Genomic DNA, 24,004 nt, shown 5'->3' with positions numbered 1-24,004 from the left:
CGCGCCGGGGTCAGCGTTGATAGCGGGCCAGCACCCGGTTCCCGTCCTTCACCAGCCGTTCGCTCAGCTCGTCGGCGTCGATCGCGCCGCTGTAGTACTCCTGGAGCGCGGGGGTCGCCACCTTGTCCTTCCACTCCGGATAGCCCCGCACCGACTGGGCCGGCGCCGGCCGCAGCCCCTCCGCGAGCGCGGTGCCGACGGCCCAGCCGTGCTCGGCCGTCCGCAGCGACGGATCGGCCAGCGCCTCGGTCCCGGTCGGCAGCATCCAGTCGCCGCGCGCCAGGCGCACCATGTTCGGCGGCCGCAGCAGGAAGTCGATGAACGCGACGGCCTCCTTCTTGTGCGGGCTGTCCTCGGCGACCGACAGCGTCTGCGGGCTGACGCCCTGGACCGCGCCGCCCGGGCCGGCCGGCATCGGCAGCACCGTCCACCCGAACCCTTCGGGGGCCTGCTGGATGATCTGCTGACGGTAGGAGAACCCGAGCGGGAGCATCGCGTACTTGCCGCCGAAGAACCCGGGCAGCGCGTCCGATCCGCCCATGCCCAGCGCGCCGCGGGCCGCGCTGCCGTCGGTGTTGACCTGGTCGTGGATGGTTCCGGTGACCACGCCGTCGCCCGGCTCGAAGCGCAGGACCGCCTTGTCCTCGTCGTCGCGGTGGAAGAGCCGGCCGCCGCCGGACAGGCCGAGGTTGAGGGTGACGGAGACCGGCTCCTTGAGCGGCCAGGCGATCCCGTACCGCCCCTTGCCCGTCAGCTCCTTCGTCACCCGCCGGAACTCCTCCCAGCTCCAGGGGCGCTCCGGGGTCGGGATGCGCGCGCCGGAGGCCTTCAGCAGCTTCGTGTTGGCGATCAGGACCCGGGGCTCCTGGAGGAAGGGCACCCCGTGGACGCCCTCGCCGAACGTGGTGGTGCGCCAGGACTGTTCGGGGATGTCGGCCTTGAGCCGGTCGGGCAGGAAGGGGCGCAGGTCGGCGAGGTAGCCCCCGTACGCGAAGTCGGCCAGGTCGTCGGAGGCGTCGTGGATGACGTCGGGGGCCTCGCCGCCCTCGAAGGAGGTGAGCAGCTGGTCGTGGACGCTGTCCCAGCTGCCCTGGACGTAGTCCACCTGGACGTCGGGGTGGGCGGCGTTCCACTCCTTCACCAGCTGTTTGTTGGCGTCGACGGACTCCTTCTGCCAGGCCAGCGACTGGAACCGGAGCCGGATCGTGCCGTCCGGGTCACGTCCGTCGTCGCCGTCTCCGGAGCAGCCGGTGAGCAGCAGGGCCAGTACGGCGACGGCGACGGCGGCCCGCCTGATCGGCGCGCGCATCAGTTCTTCACCGCCCCGGCCGTCATCCCGCCGGTGATCCGCCGCTGGATGAAGGCGAAGAGGACGAGGGAGGGCAGCGTGGCGAGGAACGCGGCCGCGGCGAGCGGGCCGAGGTCGGCCACGCCCTCCGCGCCGAGGAAGTGGGTGAGGACGACCGGCAAGGTCTGCTTCTCCGGGGTCTTGAGCAGGACGAGCGCGAAGAAGAACTCGTTCCATGCGGTGATGAACGCGAACAGCGCGGTGGCGACGATGCCGGGGGCGAGCAGCGGGGCCACGACCGATACGAGGGTGCGCACCCGGCCCGCCCCGTCGACGGCGGCGGCCTCCTCCAGCTCGGTGGGCACGGCCCGTACGTATCCGGCGAGCATCCACAGCGCGAAGGGCAGCGACCAGACGACATAGACGAGGATCAGGCCCCACAGGGTGTTGATCAGATGCAGGTTCTTCAGGATCAGGAAGAGCGGAATGATCACCAGGACGAACGGGAACGCCTGGCTGACCACGACCCAGCCGGTCGCCGCGGTGGCGAGGCGGCCCCGGTGGCGGGCCATCACATAGGCCAGCGGGGTGGCGATCACGACGGCGATCACGGCCGCGCCGACGGCGGCGAGCAGGGAGTTGGCCGCGGCCTGGAGCAGCGGCTGCTCGTCGAAGGCCTGCCGGAAGTTGTCCAGGGTGGGGTTCTCGGGGATCCAGGTGGGGTGCAGGGAGCCCAGTTCGCGGGCGGGTTTGAAGGCGGTCGAGATCAGCCATACGAACGGGAACGCGAGGAAGACCAGATACGCCAGGAGGGCCAGGTACTGCCCGGTGCGCGCGGCCCCGCCGGTACGCAGCCCGGTGGACTCACGCCCGGAGGCCGCGCGTTTCACCGGCCCTCGCCCCATCGGTCCTCGGCTCATCGGTCCTCGCCTCCCCTGAGTCGGCCGACGAGATGGACGGCGAGGAGCACGGAGATCACCGCGACCATCACACAGCCCATCGCGGCGGCATAGCCGAACTGCCCGTAGCGGAAGGCCTCCTCGTAGGCGAAGAGCATCGGCAGCCGGGTCCGGCCGCCGGGCCCTCCGCTGGTCAGGACATAGACCAGGGCGAAGGAGTTGAAGTTCCAGATCAGGTTGAGCGCGGAGATAGCGAGCGCGATCGGCTTGATCGCGGGCCAGGTGACCGTACGGAACCGGCGCCAGGCCCCCGCCCCGTCCAGGGCCGCCGCCTCGTGGAGTTCGCGCGGGGTGTTCTGGAGTCCGGCGAGCAGGGCCACGGTGGTCTGTGGCATGCCCGCCCAGATGCCGACGAGGATGACGGCGGGCAGCGCGGTGGCGAGGCCGGTGAGCCAGTCGCGGCCGTCGCCGAGGCCGAGATCGCGGATGGTCTCGTTGAGGATGCCGGCGTCCGGGTTGTAGACGAGCCGCCACATGATGCCGACGACGACCTCCGGCATCGCCCAGGGGATGATCGCCAGCGCCCGGGCCAGCCAGCGCATCCGCAGGTTCTGGTTGAGCAGCAGGGCGAGGCCGAGCGCCAGGAGGAACTGCGGGACGGTGACGCCCACGGCCCAGATGAGGCCGATCCGGAACGAGTCCCAGAACAGGGTGTCGTGCAGCAGGTCCTGGAAATTGAGGGTGCCGATCCACTGGGTGGAGCGGGTCCGGCCGGACTGCGCGTCGGTGAAGGCTAGAGCGATGCCGTAGAGGAGCGGTCCGACGCTGAGGATCAGGATCGGGATGAGCGCGGGCAGCACCAGGAACCAGGCGGCCCGGTCCCCGAACGCCCTGCGCTCCGGATGCTCCGGCCGCCGGAACCTCCCCGCACGCCCGCCCCTCCCACCGTGCCCGCCCTGCCCGTCCCGCCCGTCCCGGCCGTTCCGCCCGTCGTGCGGGCCGTCCGGTCCGGACCGCTTCGTCGCGGTCACCGATGTCACGAAGAAGACCCCTCTGTCCCGTAAATCACTGATGCACCTGAGGTGGACTTCATCCCGTTCTGACGTTCCGGGAGGCCTCCGTCATCGTGCTGACGGTCCGTCGGTTCGTCAAGGTGGCCGCCAGGGGTGCGAAAATCGCATCCATGAACGAGATGCGAGCGCGCGAGGTGCTCACGGCCGCCGGTTTCCCCGGCACGGCGGAGCTGCTCGCGCTGGGCGAGAACGCGGTCTTCGCGGCCGGCGACCTGGTGGTCAAGGTCGGCCGGGACGCCACCGGCCACCCCGAGCTCCGTGAGCGGGCCGAGCGCGAGGTGGTCCTCGCCGACTGGCTCGCCGCGTCCGGTGTCCCGGCCGTCCGCGCGGCCGAGCGGCGTCCGCGCCTGGTCGAGGGCCACCCCGTGACGCTGTGGCACCGGCTTCCCGACCCCGTACGCCCCGCCGAGCCGCGCGACCTCGCCCCGCTCCTCGCCCTGGTGCACGCGCTGCCCGCCCCGGCGGAGTTCACCCTGCCGCGCCGCGAACTGCTGGGCGGTGTGGAGCGGTGGCTGAGCCTGGCGGGAGACGCGATCGACCCGGCGGACGCCGACTACCTCCGCGAGCGCCGCGACGGCTTCGCGGCCGCGGCCGCCGCTCTCGTCCCGCAGCTGCCCCCGGGCCCGATCCACGGCGACGCGCTCCCGCGCAACGTCCATGTCGGACCCGACGGCCCGGTCCTGGTCGACCTGGAGACCTTCTCCGCCGATCTGCGCGAACACGACCTGGTCGTGCTCGCCCTCTCCCGCGACCGCTACGGCCTCGACCCGGCGGCCTACGACGCCTTCACCTCCGCGTACGGCTGGGACGTCCGGGAGTGGGAGGGGTGCGCGGTGCTGCGCGGCGCCCGCGAGACGGCCAGTTGCGCCTGGGTCTCCCAGCACGCCCCGGCCAACCCGAAGGCGCTCGTCGAGTTCCGCCGCCGGGTGGCCTCGCTGCGCGACGGCGATCCCGAGGTCCGGTGGTACCCCTTCTGACGCCCCGGCGAGCTCCGAGCGGTACGGCCGCTCAGCGATTCGGCGGCTCAGCGGCTCAGCCGCTCAGCGGCTCAGCGGCTGCGCGGGATCAGCGGCCAGGACGACTCGACGACCGCCGCCGGATCGGCCGTGCGGCGCAGATAGGCCTGGAGCGAGGCCGACTGCTCGGCGGCCGCCCGGATCTGAAGGGCGTGCAGCTCGGCGGGCGGCAGGGCGCCGACCGGCCGGTGGCGCTCTCCCATCCGGCGCACCACGCGCACCGCGGCCACCGCGTCGGCGCTCGCGTCATGGGCTCCGTCGAGCGTGACCCCGTAGTGGTCGCACAGCGCCTGGAGGGCCCGCTTGCCCTTGCGGTACTTGTCGACGTGCTTGTCGATCACCAGCGGGTCGATGACCGGCGAGGGCGCCCCGCCGACCCGCTCCTCGACCGACGGCAGCCCGTACCTGCGGCATTCGCGGTCCAGCAGCGAGAGGTCGTAGCGCGCGTTCATCACGACCAGCGGGATGTCCGAGCGCAGCACGTCGGCGACCGCGTGGGCGATCTCCTCGACCGCGGAGGCGGCCCGCGCCCCGTGTTCACGGGCGTGGTCGGTGCCGATGCCGTGGATCGCGGACGCCTGTTCGGGTATGGCCACCCCCGGGTCGAGCAGCCAGGTCCGCTGCTCGGCGACGGCCCCGTCCGGCTCCAGCCGGACGAGTGCGGCGGTGACGATCCGGTCGTTCTCGACGTCGGTCCCCGTCGTCTCCAGGTCGAAGCCGACCAGTGTGCCCTGGTGCCAGCTCATCCCGATACCTCCTTCGTGGTGCTCCCCCGTGGTGCTCCCCCCGAGTGATGACCACCTTCGCACGGGCCACTGACAGGGCCTGCGGGCGGCCGCACGTCAGGAGACCGGCCGGGAGTCCGTCCAGACCGACTCGAACTCCTCGCGGTACGTCTCGAAGAGTCCGTGCTCGCTGTCCTGCCCCGCCCGCACCACCGTGCGTCTGCCCCCGCCGCGCAGCACCAGCACGGGCGCCTCCATGCCCCGGGCGCGGCGCAGATAGGGCTGGACGACGCCCACCGCGTCCGGTCCGTCGCCGTCCACCAGGTAGGCGGTGAAGCGCGGTGTCTCGTCGAAGACCTGGATCTCGAACGCGCCCGGGTCGCGGAGCTTGGAGCGGACCCGGCGCATGTGCAGGATGTTCATCTCCACCGAGCGGCTCAGCTCGCCCTTCTTGAGGCCGAGTTCCCGCTCGCGGCGGCGCACCGCGCTGCTGGCCGGGTTGATGAACAGCAGCCGGACCCGGCAGCCCGACTCGGCGAGCCGGACGAGCCGGCGGCCGGAGAAGTTCTGCACGAGCAGGTTGAGACCTATGCCGATGGCGTCGAGCCGCCGCGCCCCGCCGAACAGGTCCTCGGCGGGCAGCTGGCGCTGGAGCCGGACCCGGTCGGGGTGGACGGAGACCACGTCCGCGTACCGGTCGCCGACCAGCTCCTCCACCGCGTCCACCGGCAGCCGGTCGGCCGAGGGCACGCCGGCCCCGCTGCCGAGGATGTCCAGCAGCCGGGCCGAGGCGCGTTCCGCCTGGGCGAGGACCGCCTCGTTCAGCGCGCGGTTGCGGGAGACGACGTTACGGGCGACCTCCAGCTCGTCGAGGGCCAGCTCGACATCGCGCCGGTCGTCGAAGTACGGCTCGAAGCACGGCCAGTGCTGAACCATCAGCTCCCGCAGCTGCGGCAGCGTCAGGAAGCTGAGGACGTTGTCGTCGGCCGGGTCCAGCAGATAGCCCTTGCGGCGCGAGACCTCGCGTACGGCGACGGCGCGCTGCACCCACTCCTGCCCGGCCGGTCCGGCCGCGGCCACCACCCACTCCTCGCCGTGCACCGGCTCGTAGATCGGACGGAGGACGGCTGCGACCACTGCCCGAAGGCGCTGTTCGACCAGATTCAGCCAGATATAGGCCCGTCCGGCCCGCTGGGCGCGGGTGCGCACCTCGCCCCAGGCCTCCGATCCCCAGTCCAGCTCGGCGCCTATCTCCATGGGCTGCGCGAGGGACACCGCCCCGGGCGGGGCATCGGTCGATTCCCCCTCGTGACCTGCGTCACCTGGGGGTAGCTCGAACCCTCCCGAGCTCACCCGCGTACCGCCTTCCACTCCCCCACCCAACGATCAAGGAAGGGTACTCCGGGAGCGTGATCCGACGCAGCCCGATGCGCAGGCGACTTTCTCAACTCCCCCACCGCTCAGGCTTGTTCCTTGCGGCGAGATCGGGTGGAGTGAGCGGATTCATAGTGATTGGAACCCCTGCCGCCGGTCGGGAACCGGACGCCCGCCGGGCGACACGGTCCGGATGCGTGTCCGGGGCGGCACGGGAGTGTCCGAAGTTGACCGGTGCGGGCCGGACCGGGCGACGGGACCCGGCCGCACCGCGCGACGTCCTAGGTGAGCACCGTATTTTCGGGGAGTATTCGGGAAGTAACGGGCCGAGGAAAGCCACCGCACCCGGATCAGAAGTGGAAGAGTCTTCATCATGCAGGTCTGGCCGGGACACGCTTATCCCCTCGGCGCCACGTACGACGGCGCCGGTACCAATTTCGCGGTCTTCTCCGAAGCCGCCCACCGGATCGAGTTGTGCCTGTTGCACGACGACGGTTCGGAGACGGCGGTGGAGCTCCGCGAGACCGACGCGTTAGTGCGCCACGCCTATCTGCCCGGGGTGATGCCGGGTCAGCAGTACGGCTTCCGGGTGCACGGACCCTACGAACCCCAGCGCGGGCAGCGGTGCAACTCCGCGAAGCTGCTGCTGGACCCGTACGCCCGTGCGGTCGCCGGGAAGATCGACTGGGGCGAGGCGGTGTACGGCTACCCCTTCGGGAGGCCGGACGCCCGTAACGACCTCGACTCCGCCCCGCACACCATGAGCTCGGTGGTGGTGAACCCCTACTTCGACTGGGGCGACGACCGGCGTCCCCGGACGGACTACCACCGCACGGTGATCTACGAGGCCCATGTGAAGGGCCTGACGATGCTGCACCCGGGCCTCCCGCCCGAGCTGCGCGGTACGTACGCGGGTCTCGCGCATCCGGAGGTGATCGCCCATCTGACCGAACTGGGCGTCACCGCGATCGAACTGATGCCCGTCCACCAGTTCGTACAGGACCACCGGCTCTCCGACATGGGGCTCACCAACTACTGGGGCTACAACACCATCGGCTTCTTCGCCCCGCACAACACCTACGCCTCCTGGGGCGACCGCGGCGAACAGGTGCTGGAGTTCAAGCAGGCGGTGAAGGCGCTGCACCAGGCGGGGATCGAGGTCATCCTCGACGTGGTCTACAACCACACGGCGGAGGGCAACCACCTCGGGCCCACGCTCTCCTTCCGCGGCCTCGACAACGCCTCCTACTACCGTCTGACCGACGATCAGCGCTACTACATGGACACCACGGGCACCGGGAACTCGCTGCTCATGCGGTCCCCGCACGTCCTCCAGATGATCATGGACTCACTGCGGTACTGGGTGACCGAGATGCATGTGGACGGCTTCCGCTTCGATCTCGCGGCGACGCTCGCCCGCCAGTTCCACGAGGTGGACCGGCTCTCCTCGTTCTTCGACCTGGTGCAGCAGGACCCGGTGGTCAGCCAGGTGAAGCTGATCGCCGAGCCGTGGGACGTCGGCGAGGGCGGCTACCAGGTGGGCAACTTCCCGCCGCTGTGGACCGAGTGGAACGGCAAGTACCGCGACACGGTCCGCGATCTGTGGCGGGGCGAGCCGCGCACCCTGGCGGAGTTCGCCGGGCGGCTCACCGGCTCCTCCGACCTCTACCAGGACGACGGCCGACGCCCGCTCGCCTCGATCAACTTCACCACCTGCCACGACGGCTTCACGCTGCACGACCTCGTCTCGTACAACGACAAGCGCAACGACGCCAACGGGGAGGAGAACCGGGACGGCGAGAGCCACAACCGCTCCTGGAACTGCGGCGCCGAGGGCGAGAGTGACGATCCCGAGGTGCTGGAGCTGCGGGCCCGCCAGATGCGGAACTTCATCGCCACGCTGATGCTCTCGCAGGGCGTGCCGATGCTGAGCCACGGCGACGAGTTCGCCCGTACGCAGCAGGGCAACAACAACGCCTACTGCCAGGACAACGAGCTGGCCTGGGTGCACTGGCCCGATCCGGACGAACCGGCCGACGCGCCGGCCTCCACCCTGCTGGAGTTCACCCGGGCCATGGTGTGGCTGCGCCGCGACCACCCGGTCTTCCGGCGTCGCCGGTTCTTCCACGGCCGGCCGGTGGAGGGCACCCACGACGAGCTGTCCGACATCGCCTGGTTCACGCCCGAGGGCGAGGAGATGACGCAGCAGGACTGGCAGGCGGCCCACGCCAAGGCGATGACCGTGTTCCTGAACGGCCACGCGATCTCGGAGCCGGGGCCGCGCGGCGAGCGGATCTCCGACGATTCGTTCCTGCTGATGTTCAACGCGAGCGCCGAGACGCTGGAGTTCGCCGTCCCGGTCGACCACGGGGAGCAGTGGCAGGTCGTCGTGGACACCGCGCGGCCGGACGGGGTGCCGCCCGGGACGGGCCCGAAGGTGGCCGAGGGCGAGCGGGTCACGCTGATCGGGCGCAGCCTGACCGTGCTGAAGCGGCCCGCCTGAGCGGTGGGCGGCGGGAGACGGCTGGAGTGAGTGTTCCGCCCGGGGTGACACGGATCGCCCCGGGCGGGGTACGTAGGAATCCATGACGCCCTCCGCCACGTACCGGCTTCAGCTCCAGCCCGACTTTCCGTTCGCCGCCGCCGAGAAGGCCGTGCCGTACCTCGCCGAGCTCGGCGTCTCGCACCTCCATCTGTCGCCCGTGCTGGAGGCGGTCCCCGGCTCCCGGCACGGCTACGACGTGGTCGACCACAGCCGGGTCAGGGCGGAACTGGGCGGTGAGGAGGGGCTGCGGTCGCTCGCCTCGGCCGCCCGGGAGCACGGGCTCGGTCTGGTCCTGGACATCGTGCCCAACCACATGGCGGCCTCGCCCCGGCACAACCACCAGCTGTGGGAGGTGCTGCGCGAGGGCCCGGCCTCCCCGTACGCCCGTTGGTTCGACATCGACTGGGCGGCGGGCGGCCACCGGGTCCTGCTGCCGGTGCTCGCCGGGCCGCTCGGCCGGGAGCTGGAGCACCTGGCCGTGGACGGTGCCGGGGAGGTGCTGCGCTACCACGACCTGGAGTTCCCGTTGCGCTCCGGCACGGCGGGCCTTCCGCTGCCGGAGCTGCTGGACGCCCAGCACTACCGGCTCGGCTGGTGGCGGCTGGCCCGCACCGAGCTGAACTACCGGCGCTTCTTCACCGTCCCGGAGCTGATCGGGGTGCGCGTCGAACATCCGGAGGTCTTCGACGCCACGCACGCCAAGGTCCTCGAACTGCTCCACGACGGCGTGCTGGACGGGCTGCGCATCGACCATCCGGACGGCCTCGCCGCGCCCGCCGCCTATCTGGAACGGCTGCACGAGGCCACCGGCGGCCGCTGGACGGTGGTGGAGAAGATCCTCACCGGCGACGAGCGCCTCCCGGCGGACTGGGCGGTCGCCGGCACCACCGGATACGACGCGCTGCACCGGATCGACGGGCTGTTCACCGATCCGTCCGGCGCGGCGGAGCTGCTCGGCCACTACCGGGAGTTCGCGGGCCCGCCCGGCGACCGGGGCGGCGACTGGACGGCCACGGTGCGCCGGGCCGCGTACCGGGTGGCGGCCCATGAGCTGGCCGCCGAGACGGCCTGGCTGACCCGGCAGGCCACCGGGATCTGCGACCGGGATCCCGCGCTGCGCGACCACGCGCCGTGGGCGCTGCGGACGGCGGTGCGGGAGCTGCTGGTACGGGTCCCGGTCTACCGCCCGTACGTCACGGCGGGCGAGCCGCCGACCGGGATCGCCCGGGAGACGCTGACCGACGAGGCGGTGCGGGAGGCGAAGGCGGTGTTCTCCGTGCCGGAGGAGGCGGCGGCCGTCGACGTCGTACGGGACCTGGCGCTCGGGCGGCTCGGCGGCGGGGAGGAACAGGCCGCGTTCTGCGCCCGGTTCGCCCAGACCGCGTCCGCGCTGCACGCCAAGTCGGTGGAGGACACGGCGTTCTACCGGTACGTACCCCTGACCTCGGCCACCGAGGTGGGCGGGGACCCGGGGCGGCCGGCGGTGTCGCCGGAGGAGTTCCACGCCTTCGCCGCCCGGACCGCCCGCGACCGGCCGGCCACCGGCACGGTCCTGACCACGCACGACACCAAGCGCAGCGCGGACGTCCGGGCCCGGATCGCGGTGCTGACCCAGTGCCCCGAGCGGTGGGCGGCGCTGGTGGCGCAGCTGACGGCGGCGACCGCCGTCGCGGCCCCGGATCCACAACTGGCGTGGGCGGCCTGGCAGTCGGCGTACGGATGCGCGGAGCTGCCGGCCGAGGAGCTGTTCGAGCGGCTGGAGCCGGCCCTGCTGAAGGCGGTGCGCGAGGCGGGCCTCTTCACCAGCTGGACGGAGCCGGATCCGGCGTACGAGCGGGCGGTGTCGGAGTTCGTCGCCGTCGGTCCGGGCGACGGGTCGGGCGCGGCCCGGACGCTGATCGCCGAGTTCGCGGACGCGCTCGCCCCGCATGTGCGGGCCCAGGTGCTGGGGGCGGCGCTGGTGCATCTGACGATGCCGGGCGTGCCGGATCTCTACCAGGGCACGGAGAGCGAGTATCTGGCCCTGGTCGACCCGGACAACCGGCGGCCGTTCCGGCGGCCCGAGGTACCGGACGAGAAGCAGGCGCTGACGGCCCTCGCGCTGGGGCTGCGGCGCGCACTGCCGGACGTGTTCGGCGCGTCGGGTACGTACGCGCCGCTGGCGGCCGACGGTCCGGCCGCCTCCCATCTGCACGCGTTCTGCCGGTCGGGCGAGGTGGTCACGGCGGTGACCCGGCTGTCGCTGCGGCTGGCCGAGGGCGGCGGCTGGCGGGACACGGTGCTGGAGCTGCCGTCCGACGGGCCCTGGCGGGATCTGCTGTCGGCCACACCCGGCCGGGAGTTCCCGGGCGGCGCGGTGGCGGCGGCGGAGCTGTTCGCCGAGCGGCCGGTGGCGCTGCTGCGGCGGGTGCGGGACTGACCGCCCCCGAGGCCCGGGGCCCTGCCCGTCAGGAAGGGCGTACGAGCAGGGTGCGCGGGCCCCGGGTCAGCAGGCCGCCCGCCGCCGGGCGGAAGCCCTCGGCCCAGCGGATGCCGGGCATCGCCGTCAGCAGCGCGCGCAGGCCGTGTTCGGCCTCCAGCCGGCCGAGGAGGGCGGCGGGGCAGCCGGCCGGGCCGATGAGCAGCGGGTCGGCGTCGGTGCGCAGCGGGTCGAACCGGTCGGGTGCGCCGAACCGGGCCGGATCGCGGCCCGCCGAGCCGATGAGGCAGGCGACGGGCGCGTCGGCGGGGAGCGTGCCACCGCTGACGGTCACCTCGGTACGGGTGCGGCGCAGCACGATCTGGACGGGCGGATCGCGGCGCAGCGTCTCGGTCCAGGCCCGCCCCAGCAGCGTGCCGGGCCCCGCCCCGGTCCCGGGTCCGGCCGTCGCGGCGGCCAGCAGGTCGGGGTCGTCCAGCATGTTCGCCAGGAACGAGGCGAGTGCGTGTTCGCGGAGTGCGGTGGGCCCGGCGCAGTCGTCGGCCGCGCCGCCGGTCCGCCGCTGGAAGGCGTGCCGGGGCAGGGTGCTCAGGTCCGGGTAGGAGAGCCCGGCCGCCGCGGCGGCGGCCCCGGCGGGCAGCCACCGGCAGAAGTCGGCGACCAGGTCCGCCCGCTCGCGCCCGGCGATCCGGCGGGCCAGGACGTACGCGGTCCGCTCGACGGCGGGTGCGGCGGCGCTCCACGGCACGGCGGACGGGCCGCAGACCAGGCTGCCCCGGCAGAGGCCGAGCGGGACGGGGGCTTTGCCGCGCGGGGTGCCGTCGTGCGGGTAGCCGGTGAACCGGGGGTCGGTGAGGGCCTGGGCCACGTCCGTGTACCGGCTCAGCAGCCAGGCGCCGAGGCCCGGGTCGTAGCCGAGGGGGTAGTCGGTGCGCAGCAGGCGGTAGAGGCGCAGCCGGTACGGATCCGTCGTGGCCCCGGGCGTCAGCAGTCCCGGCCGGCCGCCCGCGAGCCGGTGCGGACGGCGGGCGGCGGGCAGGGATTCGGGGCGTTCGACGGACATCTCGCACCCCCTGGACCTCGGTGCGCCGGCTACCGGCGCGCGTTCTCCCAGGGGACCACCGCCGGGGGCGCGCCGCAGTCGGCGTACGCCCGTTCGGGTGAGGCGGCGGTGGGGTGCGGAGGGCGTATCCCGGTGACCGGCAGGGTGGCGAGCAGCTCGGTGAAGGCGGCGGCCGCCCCGGTCAGGGGGACGCGGGAGAAGACGGCGAGGGCGCGCAGCCAGGGCGGGTCGACGCTCAGGACCGCGCAGTCCTCGCCGAGAGCGCCGCGGACGGTGTGGCCGGGTGCGGTGGAGACGCCGACCCCGGCCGCCGCCATCCGGATCGCGGTCGAGGTGTGCTCGGTCCGCACGGCCGTACGGGGCTCGAAGCCCGCCGCGCCGCAGATGCCGTCGAGGAAGGGGCGGCCGTCGACGACCGGTTCCATCGCGCACCGCACCCAGGCCCGGTCGGCGAGCTCGTGCAGGGCGACCGAGGAGCGCCCGGCCAGCGGGTCGTCGAACGGGACGACGAGCACGATCTCCTCCTCGCCCACCGGGACGAGGGGCCCGCTCCACCGCTCCGGGACCGGCCCCAGGGCGAGGTCGGCGATGCCGCGCTCCACCTGGTCCTCCAGAGCGTCGGCGCTGGCGTACTCGTGGAGGACCAGGCAGACGCCCGGATGGGCGCGCCGCCAGTGCGCGAAGACGTCGGGCAGCACGCCGACGGCCACCGAGTGCACGGTGGCGATGTGCAGTTCGCCGCCCTCCGCCCCGGCGGCCGCGCGGGCGGCACGGCGGGCCTGGGCGGCGCTGCGGACGGAGCGTTCGGCGTGCGGGAGGAAGGCCCGGCCCATCGGGGTGAGCAGGACGCCGCGCGGCAGCCGCTCCAACAGCTCGCCGCCGACGGCCCGTTCCAGCGCCTTGATCTGGTGGGAGAGGGCGGGCTGGGTGACGTGGAGGCGTTCGGCGGCACGGGTGAAGGAGGACTCCTCGACCACCGCGACGAAGTACTCCATCTGACGCAGACTCATCCGCCGCCCCTCTCACAGGACTTCACGCATCACCACACCGAGGCCCACGTCCACGTGCCATGAACGTTGTGCATCGACTCCACACGCATTCTGCCTTGGACGCATGACCGGGCCCGGGGCGAGGGTGGATCCCATGACGCGGACGAACACGGAGCAGGCGACGGACGTACTGGTGATCGGCGGCGGGACGGGGGGCTACTCCACGGCGTTGCGCGCGGCCGCCCTCGGGCTGAAGGTGGTGCTGGCCGAGCGGGACGCGGTCGGCGGCACCTGTCTGCACCGCGGCTGCATCCCGAGCAAGGCGATGCTGCACGCGGCCGAGCTGGTCGACGGGATCGCCGAGGCCCGGGAGCGGTGGGGGGTGAAGGCGACGCTCGACTCGGTGGACTGGCCGGCCCTGGTCGCGACCCGGGACGACATCGTGGCCCGTAACCACCGGGGGGTCGAGGCGCAACTGGCCCGGGCCGGCGTGGAGGTGGTGCGGGGCAGCGCCGAGCTGACGGGCCCGCGCTCGGCCCGGATCGGCGGGTACGGGGAGGTCGTGGCCCGGCGGGGCGTGGTGCTGGCGACCGGTTCGCGGCCCCGGATGCTGCCGGGGCAGGCGGTGGACGGGCGGCGGGTGGTGACGAGCGACGACGCCCTGTACGCACCGGGGCTGCCCGGGTCGGTGCTGGTGGTCGGCGGCGGGGCGATCGGCGTCGAGTACGCCTCGTTGCACCGGTCGATGGGGGCCGAGGTCACGTTGGTGGAGGCCGCCGACCGGCTGGTGCCGCTGGAGGACGCGGAGGTGTCGCGGCATCTGCTGCGGGGGCTCAGGAAGCGGGGCATCCGGGTGGAGGCGGGCGCGCGGCTGCTGGAGTGGGCGGTGGTGGACGAGGGGGTGCGGGCCGTCGTGCGGACCGCCCGGGGCGAGAGCGTCACGGTGGCGGCCGAGCGGCTGCTGGTCGCGGTCGGCCGGGAGCCTGTGACCGAGGGCCTGGGGCTCGCGGCGGCGGGGCTGACCACGGACGGGCGGGGCCATGTGGTGCCCGCCGACTGGTCGCGGCTTGAGACGGCGGTGCCGGGTGTCCATGTGGTGGGCGACCTGCTGCCGCCGCCCTCCCCCGGCCTGGCCCACGCCTCGTTCGCCGAGGGGCTGTTGGTCGCGGAGACGCTGGCCGGGCTGCGTACCGTCCCGGTCGACTACGCCGCGGTGCCCCGGGTCACGTACTCCTCGCCGCAGACCGCGGCGGTGGGGCTGACCGAGGCGCAGGCCCGGGACGCGGGGCACGACGTGGTGGTGAACACCCTGCCGCTGACCGCCGTGGCCAAGGGCATGGTGCACGGCAGGGGCGGCATGGTGAAGGTGGTGGCCGAGCGGGCGGGCCGGGTGCTGGGCGTCCATCTGGTCGGCCCGCAGGTCTCGGAGATGATCGCGGAGAGCCAGCTGGTGGTCGGCTGGGACGCGGAGCCCGCCGATGTGGCCCAGCACATCCACGCCCATCCGACGCTCTCCGAGGCGGTGGGCGAGGTGTTCCTGACCCTGGCCGGACGCGGACTGCACCAGCAGCACTGAAGCCCGGGCCGGGCACGGGCCCGGTGTCCCGGCGTGGGGTCAGCCGGACGGGACGCCCGGGCCTCGCGCCGGGCGGGCGGCCGGAATCAGGCGGACGGAAGGCCGGGAGCCTGCGGCGGGCGGTCGGAGCCCTGCTCCGGGCGGCCCGGCCCGTCCGACGGGGGTGCGGGGGCGGGCGGCGGGAGCTGGGACGGGGCGGCGGCGGACGGCCGGGGCGCGTGCGGCGGCAGTTCCGGCAGGCGGTCCTGCGGCCGGGACGGCTGCGCCGGAAGGCGGTCCGGGGCGGTGAGGCGGAAGCTCATCCGGCCGAAGCTCACCTGGTCGCCGTCGCGCACCGGAATGGAGCCGACGAGCCGCTGGCCGTTGACGCAGGTGCCGTTGGTGGAGCCGAGGTCGCGCAGCACCCAGCGGCCGTTCTGCCCGGAGAGTTCGGCGTGCAGCCGGGAGACCGTCTCGTGGTTGAGGCGCAGCCCGTTCGCCGGGTCGCGGCCGATGAGCAGCGGATACGGGCCGGGCGCGGGGAGCAGCAGTTTGGGGAGCCGCTCGGTCTGCCAGGCGCGGCGCAGTCGCCCGGGGAAGGCGGAGATCCCGCCGACCGCCCGGACCAGGCCCTGGGACCAGCGGCCGCCGCCGTCCAGGTCGGAGGTGAGGGCCGCCAGCTCCTCGGGGCGGCGGGCGACGAGGGCGAGCTCCATGCGCCGCATGAAGGTGTCGTGCGACAACTTGCCCTGGGCGGCACCCTCTCTGAGCAGGCCGAGAACACGGTCGCGCTGGGCGTCCGACAGCCGCGCGGGACTCGCGTGGAACTCGAAGGAGGATGTCACGTGGACGATTGTCGGGCCGAAGGGGCCGGAGTGTCCAGACGAGACCCTGTTACCTCCCGCGCTGACCTGCGCGGCTTTCTCACGGGACGGCCGCCGGGCCCCCTTGCTAGGGTCTGCCGCTCATCCACCACGAGGAGACCGTGTGCCCCCTGCGCCATCCCGCCTGACGATCCGTCCGCTGTCCGGACCCGGCGAACTGGACCTGTTTCTCCGCCTTTCGTACGTTCTCGACCATGAGCTGGCCGACGACCTCGCCACCGGACGCCGCCTCCCGGAGTGGATGTGGGTCGCCCTGGACGGTGAACGGGTCGTCGCCAGGGCCGCCTGGTGGACGAACGCGCCGGGCGGCGAGCCGCTGGCGCTGGACTTCTTCGACCTGGACGACGCGCTGCCCGCCCCGGAGCGGGTCGAGATCGGTGTCCGGCTGCTGGAGACGGCGACCGAGGCCGTGGTTCCGGCCGGTGCGCGGCGGCCGGAGTACGGGCGGTTCGTACCGCCGGACTGGCGCGAGGACCCGGTGGCCCGGGAGGTCGTCGGGGCCCGGATCGCGGCGGCGGAGGCGACCGGGGCGCGGATGCTGGTGGAGCGGCTGCGGCTGGAGTGGCGGGCCGGTACGCCGGTGCCGGAGGACTCCGGGCGGCTGGTGTTCCGTCCGGTCACCGGCCGGGAGGATCTGCTGGCGCTGATGACGCCGGTGATGGAGGGCACTCTCGACGCCCATGGGCAGGAGGACCTGGCGTCCGGCCTCGACTCCCGCGCGGCGGCCGAGAAGCACTACGACGAGGAGCTGGCGGGCTGTTCGACCCCGATGGCCTGGTGGCGGATCGCCGAACTGCCCACCGGCGAGCCGGTCGGATTCGTGATTCCGGCCCGCAACAACTACCACCCGATCATCGCGTACATCGGGGTGCTGCCCGCCCGGCGGGGCCACGGGTACATCGACGATCTCCTCGCCGAGGGCACCCGGGTGCTGGCGGCCGAGGGCGTGGAGCGGATCCGGGCGGCGACCGACCTCGGCAACGTACCGATGGCGAAGTCCTTCGAGCGGCTCGGGTACGTCAACTTCGAGCGGGCGTTCAACATGGTCTGGGACGCGGAGAAGGACGAGGCGCACGGGTGAACGCGTGGTCGGCGTCGGCGGCGGACGAACCGGTGGTCATCACGGTGCTGGGCGTGCTCGTCGCGCTCCTGGTGCTTCTGGTCTTCGGCGGGCTGGCGATGGTCGTCTTCCTCAGCCCGCGCAAGCACCGTACGCCCGAGGACCGGCGGCGGGCCCGCGAGCGCAAGGCCTCCCACCGTCGGCAGGCCGCGCTCCGCAAGCGCCGCGAGGCGTTGCAGCGCCGGAGCCGCGACCGGGAGTGAGGGGCCCGGGCACGCCCGGAGGCGGGCTCCCGGATACGCTCGGGATATTCGGTGGACGGCGGGTATCGGCGTTGGCTACGGTCTGCTTCGACATCCGAGGCCCGTCGTGGAAGGAGGCGAGAGACATGCGCGGGAACAGCCGCACCACCATCCGCAGTACATCTTTCTCGCGCTCCCGTCCCGTCCGCCGGGCGGTGTCGGACCTCGTCTGACCGGGAGCGCGGCATTCCGTCCCGGAGGACACCTTCATGACCGATCTGGTCATCCGCGCGCTCACGCCGAGCGACGCCGCACTCTTCACCGCGTTCCAGGACAGCCCCTTCGTCGGCCGGGCCGCCTTCGGCCAGGCCTACTCCTCGACCACCGACGGCGGCGAGTACCGCCCCGACTGGTCGTGGGTCGCCCTGCGCGGGGACACCGTCATCGCCAGGGCCGCCTGGTGGGGCGGGCCCGGGGACACCGAGCCCGTCGTGCTCAACTGGTTCGACTTCGCGGACGGGGAGGCGGAGGCGGGCGCCGAACTCCTGCGCCGCGCCCCGTTCGACAAGGAGTACGAGCTGATCGCGCCCGCCGGATGGCGGGACGACCCGGCGGCGCGGGCCGCCGTCGAGGAGCGGGTCGCCGCCGCGACGGCGGCCGGGATGAAGCCGCTGGTCGAGCGCTACCGCTACCGCTGGACCCCCGATTGCCCGCTGCCCGAGCGGACGGGCCGGCTGACCTACCGCCCCGAGCCGGACGACGAGGTCATCCTCGATGTGCTGCGCCGGGTGCACTCGGCGACGCTGGACGCCCACGCCCGCAAGGCCATCGAGGGCCCCGGCGGTCTGGAGGCGGCGGCGCGCGAGGAGTTGGAGTTCTTCCACTGGTGCCCCTCGCCGAGGGAGTGGTGGCGGCTCGCGTACACCCCGGACGGAGAGGTGGCGGGCATCCAGGTGCCGGCGCACAACCCGTCGGGGCCCTGCGTCGGCTTCATCGGGGTCGTGCCCGAGGCGCGCGGGCACGGCTACGGCTACGACCTGCTGGTGGAGTGCACGCGCTTCCTGGTCGAGCAGGGCGCCGAGTTCGTCGCGGGGGCGACGGACCAGGGGAACGCGCCGATGGCCGCCGCGTTCGCCCGCGCCGGGTACCCCGTCACCCAGGAGTGGGTCCATCTGGCGTGAGGGCTCCGGCCTCTTCGGCCAGCCACTCCAGCCGGAGTCGCTGCTCGGCGGGGATCGTCGCGTCCTCGCCGCGCGGCCCCACGTTGAGCAGCACGTTCCCGCCGTCGGCCGCCGTGTCGCGGACCAGTGAGGTCAGCGCCTCGCGGCCGATGAAGGAGTCCGGCCCCGAGGCCCGGTTGTAGCCGAAGCTGTGGTCGACGCCCCGGGTGATCTCGTACGGGTCGGAGCCCTCGTAGCGGGCGTACTCCGGGGTGCGGAAGTCGAAGACGGGCGGTGTGCGCGGGACGAAGCCCTCGCCCTGCGCCACCGTCCGGCGGTCCCACCAGTTGTACAGCGCCTTGGCGCCCGGCAGGTTCAGGCCCCGCCAGTGCGGTGCGTAGGGCAGCAGACGGTCGTTGACGACGCCGTGCGGCACGGTGAAGCGGTAGAAGTCGACCAGCGAGCGGACCTCGGCGGCGGAGGCGGGCCAGGCGATGTCGTTCCAGAGGATGTCGGGGCGGTAGCGGCGGATCAGCTCACGCAACTGCGCGTCGGCGTACGCCGGGTAGGCGCCGCGCGGGACGGCGGAGAACATGGCGGCGGCGGTGCCGATGGGCCGGTCGTCGAAGGTCCAGTCGAGCCCGCCGGAGTAGTAGACGCCGAAGCGCAGGCCCTCGGCCCGTACGGCTTCGGCGAACTCGCCGACCACGTCCCGGGTGGTGTGCCAGCCGGTGCGGTGCGGGTTCTTCGTCTCGGAGGGCCAGAGGCAGAATCCGTCGTGGTGCTTGGTGACCAGGACCGCGTATCCGGCGCCCGCCTCGCGGAAGGAGCGGGCCCAGGCCGCCGGGTCCCAGTCGGCGAGCCCGTCCTCGAAGTCGTGGCCGAAGTCGGTGTAGGGACGGGTGCCGTAGGTGGCGCGGTGGTGGGCGGAGACCGGGGAGCCGGGGAAGCGGAGGGAGTTCTCGTACCACTCCGCGTACGAGGTCCAGCCCAGCGGAGCGCGCCGGCCCGCCGCCGGGAGTTCGGCGGCGGGGACGTAGGGCGGGGCCCAGCCGGGTACGGATGCGGGTGTCCAGTGAACGAAGATCCCCAGCCGGGCCCGGGACCACCATGAAGCGACCATGGCGGGAAGTATTGATCACTCGGGGGGTGCCGCGTAAGCCCCTTCGACCGCCGGGTTCCGCTTCTGTGTCTTCTGTGCGCGGATCAGGTCGCGGTACCAGGCGTACGAGGCCTTCGGCGTACGGGTCAGCGTCTCGTAGTCGATGTGGACGAGGCCGAACCGCTGCGAGGCGCCCTCCGTCCACTCGACGTTGTCGGTGAGCGACCAGGTGAAGTAGCCGCGTACGTCCACCCCGGCGTCCATCGCCGAGCGCAGGGCGGTGAGGTGGCTCTCCAGGTAGGCGATGCGGCGGTCGTCGGCGTGCGGTTCCTCCAGGGCGCAGCCGTTCTCGGTGATGTAGAGCGGCGGGAGGCGGTCGCCGTAGCGGGTGTGCAGCGTGGTGACGATCTCGGTGAGGCCCTCGGGGACGACGGGCCAGCCGAATCCGGTCTTCTCGTACCCCTCGATCTCCCGTATTCCGAAGGGCAGTTCGGCGGGCATCGTGAAGCCGGAGAAGGTGTCCAGGGCTTCGGGCCGGGGCGCTCCGACGAGGGTCGGGTTGTAGTAGTTGACGCCGTACCAGTCGAGCGGGGTGGAGATGACCTTCAGGTCGTCGGCGACCGGCCCCGGCATCAGGGCGGCGAGGCCCTCGTCCGGGTAGCGGCCGGTGAGGATCGGGTCGGCGAAGAGCCAGTTGGTGAGCGTGTCGTACAGCTCCGCGCCGAAGCGGTCCTCGTCGGTGTCCCCGGCCGTCCAGACCGGGGCGTGCGAGAGGGCGGCGCCGATGTTGTCCGCGCCCGCCGCGCGCAGGGCGCGGACCGCGAGGCCGTGGGCGAGGAGCTGGTGGTGGGCGGCGGGCAGGGCGTCGAAGAGCAGGGTGCGGCCCGGGGCGTGCTCGCCGAGCGCGTAGCCGAGCATGGTGACTTCGGCGGGCTCGTTGATCGTGATCCACATGGGGACGCGGTCGGCGAGGCGTTCGGCGACGATGCCCGCGTACTCGGCGAAGCGGTGGGCGGTGTCCCGGTCGAGCCAGCCGCCCGCCTCCTCCAGCGGGAGCGGGGTGTCCCAGTGGTAGAGGGTCGGGGCGGGGGTGATGCCGTGGGCGCAGAGCTCGTCGACGAGCCGGTCGTAGAAGTCGAGCCCGTCGGCGTTGACGGCTCCGCTGCCGCCGGGCACCACGCGGGGCCAGCTGACGGAGAACCGGAAGGCGTCGGCGCCGAGCCCGGCCAGCAGGGCGACGTCCTCGCGGTAGCGGGCGTGGAAGCCGGTGCCCCGGGTGGTGTCGGTGCCGTCCTTGATCCGGCCCGGCCGGGCGGCGAAGGCGTCCCAGCCGGAGGGGCCCTTGCCGTCCGCGTCCACCGCCCCCTCGGTCTGGAAGGCGGAGGCGGAGGCTCCCCAGAGGAAGCCGGGCGGGAACATCGGCAGGGTCATCGCGGCCTCCAGCAGCCGTGCGTATGAACGGAACCGGTACGTGTCGGCACAACCAGTACGTGTGCGCGAAATCCGTATGAGCGGGAACGCGCCGGGCAATGATCAGGACCAGACCTTAATCGCCGGTGGCGGGCGGCAACAGAGCCTGTCGCGTGGAGCGTGAAGCCCGGCCGCCGGCCGCGCGCGCCCCGCCCAGGGACGAGGAGTGGTGGATGCAGTTCGAGGTGTGGGCCCCCGAGGCGGACTCGGTCGTGCTGGAGGCGGCGGACGTCCGGTCCCCGATGGAGCGTGACGCGGGGCGCGAGGGGTGGTGGACGGCCGAGGCGGAGGCGTCCGACGGGGACCGGTACGGGTTCCGGGTGGACGACGGGCCGCTGCTGCCGGACCCCCGGTCGCGGCGTCAGCCGGACGGGCCCGAGGGCCCGAGCGCGGTCGTCGACCAGGAGGCGTACGCCTGGCGCGACGGGTGGGCGGGGCGGCGGCTGAACCGGGCGGTGCTGTACGAGCTGCATGTGGGGACGTACACGCCGGAGGGCACGTTCGACGCGGCGGCGGCGCGACTGGGCCATCTGGCGGAGCTGGGCGTCACCCATGTGTCGCTGATGCCCCTCTGCCCGTTCCCGGGGGTCAACGGCTGGGGCTACGAGGGCGTCTCGCTCTGGGCGGTGCACGAGCCGTACGGCGGACCGGAGGGGCTGAAGCGTTTCGTCGACACGGCGCACGGGCTGGGGCTCGGGGTGGTCCTGGACGTGGTCCACAACCACCTGGGCCCGTCCGGCAACCATCTGCCCGCCTTCGGCCCGTACTTCACCGACACCCACCACACCCCGTGGGGCGCGGCGGTCAATCTGGACGCGCCGGGCTCCGACGAGGTGCGGGCGTTCCTGCTGGGCAGCGCGCTGGCCTGGCTGCGCGACTACCGGCTGGACGGGCTGCGGCTGGACGCGGTGCACGCGCTGGCCGACACCCGGGCGCTGACCTTCCTGGAGGAGCTGGCGGCGGCGGTCGACGCGCTGGCGGTGGAGCTGGGGCGGCCGCTCGGGCTGATCGCCGAGTCCGATCTCTGCGACCCGCGCACCACCACTCCGCGCCCGGCGGGCGGCCTCGGGCTGCACGCCCAGTGGAACGACGACTTCCACCACGCCCTGCACACCGCGCTGACCGGCGAGTCGCAGGGCTACTACGCCGACTTCGCCCGGGCCCCGCTCGCCGCCCTCGCCAAGACGGTGACGTCGGCGTTCTTCCACAACGGGACGTGGTCCAGCTTCCGGGGCCGGACCCATGGCCGCCCGGTCGACGTGTCCCGTACCCCGGCGCACCGCTTCGTCGGGTACGCGCAGACGCACGACCAGATCGGCAACCGCGCGCTCGGCGACCGCCTCGCCGCCTCCCTCTCCCCCGGCCTCCAGGCGTGCGCCGCCGCGCTCGTGCTGACCGGTCCGTTCACGCCGATGCTGTTCATGGGCGAGGAGTGGGGGGCGCGCACCCCGTGGCAGTTCTTCACCGACCATACGGATCCGGAGCTGGCCGAGGCCGTACGCAACGGCAGGCGGCGGGAGTTCGGGGCGCACGGCTGGGACGAGGAGGAGATCCCCGACCCGCAGGACCCGGCGACCCGCGACCGCTCGGTCCTCGACTGGACCGAGCCGGAGCGCGAACCGCACGCGCGGCTGCTCGCCTGGTACCGCGAACTGATCGCGCTGCGGCGTACGTTGCCCGATCTGCACGACCCCGACCTGGCGTCGGTGAAGACCGCGTTCGACGAGGACGCGCGGTGGTTCGCGTACCGCAGGGGTGATCTGCGGGTCGTGGTGAACCTGGCCGGCGAACCGGCGGCGATCCCGCTCGGCCTCGGCCGCCACCGCCGGTCCGGAGGACGGGTGCTGGCGGCCTGGGAGCCGGTGGAGGCGCCGGGGGCGGACGGCGTGCTGCGTCTGCCGCCGGAGTCGTGCGTGGTGCTGGCGGACGACTGAACGCCCTCGCCCCCCTGAACTCCCTTGCAGGCGGGCCTACTCCACGACGGCCAGTTCGCGGGCGGTGGCGTTGAGCCGCCGCCCGCCGTCCTCGGTGACCGCCACGATGTCCTCGATCCGGACGCCGAAGCGGCCCGGGAGGTAGATGCCGGGCTCCACCGAGAAGCACATGCCGGGCACGAGCGGCTGCTCCTCGCCCTCGATCATGTAGGGCGGCTCGTGGGTGGTGACGCCGATGCCGTGGCCGGTGCGGTGGATGAACCGGTCGCCGTAGCCGAACTCGGTGATCACCGCGCGGGCCGCCCGGTCGATCTCCTGGCAGGCGACGCCGGGCCGGACGGCGGCGCAGCCCGCCTGCTGGGCCTCACGGACGATGTCGTGGACCCGCTGCTCCTCGGCGGTGGGCTCGCCGACATGGACCGTACGGGAGGTGTCGGAGCCGTAGCCGTGCTTCAGGCCGCCGAAGTCGAGGACCACCATGTCGCCGCGCTCGATGGTGCGTTCGCCCGCCTCGTGGTGCGGGTTGGCTCCGTTCGGGCCGGACCCGACGACGGTGAAGTCGACCTGGGAGTGCCCGAACTCCCGCAGCAGCGCGGCGAGATCGGTGGCCAGGTCGACCTCCCGGCGGCCGGAGAAGCGCACCTTGAGGATCTCCTCGTACGTGGCGTCGGCGGCGGCGCCGGCGGCCGCGAGCCGTTCCAGCTCGGCCGCGTCCTTCACCGCGCGGAGCATCGGCAGGGCCTCGGTGAGCGCGGTGTAGGAGGTGCCGGGCAACTCCCGCTGGAGGCCCAGCAGATGCATCGCCCAGGCGTTGTCGCTGACGCCGAAGCGGCCCTCGGCGTCCAGCAGCGGGGCGGTCACCGCGTACGGGTCCTTGCCGTCGGTCCAGTCCCGCAGGGTGAGGGCGGGCGCCCCGGTGGCGGCGGCCGCGTCGGGGGCCTCCAGGGTCGGGACCACCAGGACCGGGTCCTGGCCGGCCCGGAGCACCAGGAGCGTGAGGCGTTCGGTGCTCACGGGGCGGTAGCCGGTGAGGTGGACGAGGTCGGGGCCCGGCGCGACGATCACCCCGGCGAGCCCGGCCTCGGCGGCGGACTCGGCGGCCCGTGCCATCCGGGCCCGGTAGTCGTCGGCGGTGAAGGGCACGGGCGGGACGGGCTGCTGGGCGGACGGGGTCGGGCTGGACATCGGGGCCTCCTGGCGGTGCGA

The 24,004-nt window shown here is 73.4% G+C and carries 19 protein-coding genes; 8 read left to right on the top strand and 11 right to left on the bottom strand.

The genetic code is table 11. The annotated features are described in order from the left end of the window. Positions 1-10: 10 nt before the first annotated feature. From ACSMXR_RS30125 to ACSMXR_RS30115, 3 genes are read right to left on the bottom strand one after another with little or no spacing between them, the layout of a single operon-like run. A complete protein-coding gene (locus ACSMXR_RS30125; RefSeq protein WP_473170328.1) occupies positions 11-1,309 on the bottom strand; it encodes an ABC transporter substrate-binding protein in 1,299 nt (432 codons plus the stop codon). Beyond that, complete coding sequence (locus tag ACSMXR_RS30120; protein ID WP_473172462.1) at positions 1,309-2,193, bottom strand: carbohydrate ABC transporter permease; 885 nt, start codon at positions 2,191-2,193, stop codon at positions 1,309-1,311. Before ACSMXR_RS30120 ends, ACSMXR_RS30125 begins: the two co-directional genes overlap by 1 nt. 11 nt (positions 2,194-2,204) lie before the next feature. After that, the gene (locus tag ACSMXR_RS30115; protein ID WP_473170327.1) at positions 2,205-3,227 is read right to left on the bottom strand and encodes a carbohydrate ABC transporter permease; all 1,023 of its coding nucleotides are present in this window, start codon (positions 3,225-3,227) and stop codon (positions 2,205-2,207) included. Between the two features lie 143 nt (positions 3,228-3,370). Here ACSMXR_RS30115 and ACSMXR_RS30110 point away from each other — a divergent pair, with 143 nt between their 5' ends. After that, positions 3,371-4,237, top strand: a complete 867-nt coding sequence (locus ACSMXR_RS30110; RefSeq protein ID WP_364882511.1) for a phosphotransferase enzyme family protein — start codon at positions 3,371-3,373, stop codon at positions 4,235-4,237. A gap of 71 nt (positions 4,238-4,308) precedes the next feature. Here ACSMXR_RS30110 and ACSMXR_RS30105 read toward each other — a convergent pair whose 3' ends face one another. Together ACSMXR_RS30105 and ACSMXR_RS30100 are read right to left on the bottom strand one after the other, a co-directional pair. Next, complete coding sequence (locus tag ACSMXR_RS30105; RefSeq protein WP_137230633.1) at positions 4,309-5,022, bottom strand: 3'-5' exonuclease; 714 nt, start codon at positions 5,020-5,022, stop codon at positions 4,309-4,311. A 96-nt stretch (positions 5,023-5,118) separates the two neighbouring features. After that, positions 5,119-6,354 carry an SAV2148 family HEPN domain-containing protein gene (locus ACSMXR_RS30100; RefSeq protein WP_103507504.1) on the bottom strand — a complete coding sequence of 412 codons (1,236 nt, stop codon included), beginning with the start codon at positions 6,352-6,354 and terminating at the stop codon, positions 5,119-5,121. 394 nt (positions 6,355-6,748) lie between these two features. On the opposite strand from ACSMXR_RS30100, the gene glgX reads away from it, so the two are divergent. Both glgX and treY read left to right on the top strand, forming a co-directional pair. Further along, entirely contained in the window at positions 6,749-8,878 is a 2,130-nt protein-coding gene (gene glgX / locus ACSMXR_RS30095) for a glycogen debranching protein GlgX (RefSeq protein ID WP_473170326.1), read from the top strand. 82 nt (positions 8,879-8,960) lie between these two features. Further along, positions 8,961-11,339 carry a malto-oligosyltrehalose synthase gene (gene treY, locus ACSMXR_RS30090; protein ID WP_473170325.1) on the top strand — a complete coding sequence of 793 codons (2,379 nt, stop codon included), beginning with the start codon at positions 8,961-8,963 and terminating at the stop codon, positions 11,337-11,339. Between the two features lie 28 nt (positions 11,340-11,367). On the opposite strand, the gene ACSMXR_RS30085 is transcribed toward treY, so the two are convergent. After that, positions 11,368-12,402: a cytochrome P450 gene (locus ACSMXR_RS30085; protein WP_473170324.1), complete on the bottom strand. Its 1,035-nt coding sequence runs from the start codon at positions 12,400-12,402 to the stop codon at positions 11,368-11,370. 29 nt (positions 12,403-12,431) lie between these two features. Further along, positions 12,432-13,412 (bottom strand): LysR family transcriptional regulator, encoded by a 981-nt coding sequence (locus ACSMXR_RS30080; RefSeq protein ID WP_240805835.1) that lies wholly within the window; start codon positions 13,410-13,412, stop codon positions 12,432-12,434. A gap of 133 nt (positions 13,413-13,545) precedes the next feature. Here ACSMXR_RS30080 and lpdA point away from each other — a divergent pair, with 133 nt between their 5' ends. Next, positions 13,546-14,967 (top strand): dihydrolipoyl dehydrogenase, encoded by a 1,422-nt coding sequence (gene lpdA, locus ACSMXR_RS30075; protein WP_137230625.1) that lies wholly within the window; start codon positions 13,546-13,548, stop codon positions 14,965-14,967. A gap of 86 nt (positions 14,968-15,053) precedes the next feature. Here the strand turns inward: lpdA and ACSMXR_RS30070 are convergent, their stop codons facing one another. Next, entirely contained in the window at positions 15,054-15,791 is a 738-nt protein-coding gene (locus tag ACSMXR_RS30070) for a DUF1707 and FHA domain-containing protein (protein WP_381847634.1), read from the bottom strand. Between the two features lie 142 nt (positions 15,792-15,933). Between ACSMXR_RS30070 and ACSMXR_RS30065 the strand changes: the two genes are divergently transcribed. The 3 genes from ACSMXR_RS30065 (at position 15,934) to ACSMXR_RS30055 (ending at position 18,313) form a co-directional block, all read left to right on the top strand. Further along, positions 15,934-16,911, top strand: a complete 978-nt coding sequence (locus ACSMXR_RS30065; RefSeq protein WP_381909289.1) for a GNAT family N-acetyltransferase — start codon at positions 15,934-15,936, stop codon at positions 16,909-16,911. Then, positions 16,908-17,153: a hypothetical protein gene (locus ACSMXR_RS30060; RefSeq protein ID WP_137230618.1), complete on the top strand. Its 246-nt coding sequence runs from the start codon at positions 16,908-16,910 to the stop codon at positions 17,151-17,153. The genes ACSMXR_RS30065 and ACSMXR_RS30060 overlap by 4 nt, the downstream gene beginning before the upstream one ends. Positions 17,154-17,401: 248 nt before the next feature. Next, positions 17,402-18,313 (top strand): GNAT family N-acetyltransferase, encoded by a 912-nt coding sequence (locus ACSMXR_RS30055; RefSeq protein WP_218524316.1) that lies wholly within the window; start codon positions 17,402-17,404, stop codon positions 18,311-18,313. Here ACSMXR_RS30055 and ACSMXR_RS30050 read toward each other — a convergent pair. Both ACSMXR_RS30050 and ACSMXR_RS30045 read right to left on the bottom strand, forming a co-directional pair. Next, the gene (locus ACSMXR_RS30050; RefSeq protein ID WP_137230614.1) at positions 18,285-19,415 is read right to left on the bottom strand and encodes an alpha-L-fucosidase; all 1,131 of its coding nucleotides are present in this window, start codon (positions 19,413-19,415) and stop codon (positions 18,285-18,287) included. The genes ACSMXR_RS30055 and ACSMXR_RS30050 overlap by 29 nt on opposite strands. A 15-nt stretch (positions 19,416-19,430) precedes the next feature. After that, positions 19,431-20,825: a GH1 family beta-glucosidase gene (locus ACSMXR_RS30045; protein ID WP_473170323.1), complete on the bottom strand. Its 1,395-nt coding sequence runs from the start codon at positions 20,823-20,825 to the stop codon at positions 19,431-19,433. A gap of 212 nt (positions 20,826-21,037) precedes the next feature. Here ACSMXR_RS30045 and treZ point away from each other — a divergent pair, with 212 nt between their 5' ends. Further along, entirely contained in the window at positions 21,038-22,798 is a 1,761-nt protein-coding gene (gene treZ, locus ACSMXR_RS30040) for a malto-oligosyltrehalose trehalohydrolase (RefSeq protein ID WP_376186732.1), read from the top strand. Between the two features lie 36 nt (positions 22,799-22,834). On the opposite strand, the gene ACSMXR_RS30035 is transcribed toward treZ, so the two are convergent. After that, on the bottom strand, positions 22,835-23,983 hold the full coding sequence (locus tag ACSMXR_RS30035) for an aminopeptidase P family protein (RefSeq protein ID WP_218524318.1): 1,149 nt from the start codon (positions 23,981-23,983) through the stop codon (positions 22,835-22,837). Positions 23,984-24,004: the final 21 nt, after the last annotated feature.

This window comes from Streptomyces sp. DSM 106670, from assembly GCF_055792845.1.
The sequence above is the reverse complement of the archived record's forward strand: the minus strand, read 5'-3'. Positions and strand labels throughout refer to the sequence as shown.